At 36.7% G+C, this 1,401-nt stretch carries 1 protein-coding gene; it reads right to left on the minus strand.

The genetic code is table 11. The features are described from left to right. Positions 1-295: 295 nt before the first annotated feature. Positions 296-1,069 carry a hypothetical protein gene (locus tag BUB12_RS17500; protein ID WP_084063402.1) on the minus strand — a complete coding sequence of 258 codons (774 nt, stop codon included), beginning with the start codon at positions 1,067-1,069 and terminating at the stop codon, positions 296-298. Positions 1,070-1,401: the final 332 nt, after the last annotated feature.

Genomic DNA, 1,401 nt, shown 5'->3' on the forward strand with positions numbered 1-1,401 from the left:
AAGAACTTTCCTATTGAAATGATTTCGGAGGCAACAAATGTAGCTAAGGAAGAAATTGAAAAGATGAGAGATGAGATGTAGGACCTAACTATAGATAAAGCTTGGTTCAGAAAACCATGTGGGGCGTGGCAAATCCACGTCCCAGAAATACTTTCTTTATAAATGACAAACAAGAACCGCCCCCACTTTGAAAGGAATGCACAGAGAAAATAGGGGAGAAGGCAACCGTGTAAAAATAGCATGGGAGTCAGGGGCAGGAGTTATCCCTCAGACTGGGACAGTAAACCCCCGTGTCCTAATACATTGCAATATTTGATAGAAGAAGGATAAAAAAGAAAAACAAGAAGCTAATCACGATAATAATTGCTGAATAAATTAGTGCACCAAGTGAGAAGTTTTTTCGTGGATTATCGGCACCAAATCCCCAAATTAGCAGTAAAATTAAGTTAACAAGTGGTATAGCTAATAATAGTAACGTACCTACCCATTGCCATACAGAAAGTTGCCCGTTCCTCAAATCACTTGCCTCCTTATAAGTTGGTTTTGTTTCCTCGTTTACTATAGGTTCAGGCTTGTTTGTATTGTAGTTATGATTTTTTTCTCTTTTTTGAAACTGAGGAATTAGTAAATATAATGTTCCGGCAAGAAAAATGAATAAACCAATATGATAACCAAATCCAAATTCACCAAGTAGCTTGTCATCTATAAATAGCGTGTCAAATTCACCGATCAGTTCATCATATACTACGTGATAAGATCCAGCAATTAAACCACTAAACGCTATTGCTGCTACAACGACCCGTACAATCGTTTGAGGAGTTGTGATAATTTCCCTTCGCTTATATAGAAAGATAATGGATCCAATGAATAATAAAAGACCAATGTGCAGCCCCCATCCGTAGTAGCCATTTATTAAAACTTCCCACAAATACCGTATTTTAGGCAACCACGGAGTGAAAAGATCAATTATAATAATAGCAAATTCTTTGGCAGTAATAAATCCGCCAATAAAGAGAACAACTGCTGCTGCCTTACTAATTCCACTTGATGCTTTTAATGAATGTAACAAGAGAACCCCTCCTAAGTTTAATTTTCCCATGATAAGAGTAGGTATACGGACGAAGAAAAAGTAGAAGTGAAGATGGAATTTCTAAAAATGCTCGTGCGCATGGAATTAAATCCTGCCGAAAATAGGTTTATAAGTAGTTTTTTTGACTCATATTTAATATTAACAAATGAAGAGGAGGAAGAGCTCGTGGAAAAGGTGAAACAATTGGACAATGCGGATGAAAACCTAGAACTACCAAATTCTTGGGAGAAGAGAGGGTATAGAAAAGGAAGGGAAGAGGGTAGAGAAGAAGGGAAATATGAAGTAATTATGAATATGCTAAAAAAGAACTT

Origin of the sequence: Ornithinibacillus halophilus (genome assembly GCF_900129485.1) — a bacterium.
In the GTDB taxonomy this organism is placed as follows: domain Bacteria; phylum Bacillota; class Bacilli; order Bacillales; family Amphibacillaceae; genus Ornithinibacillus; species Ornithinibacillus halophilus.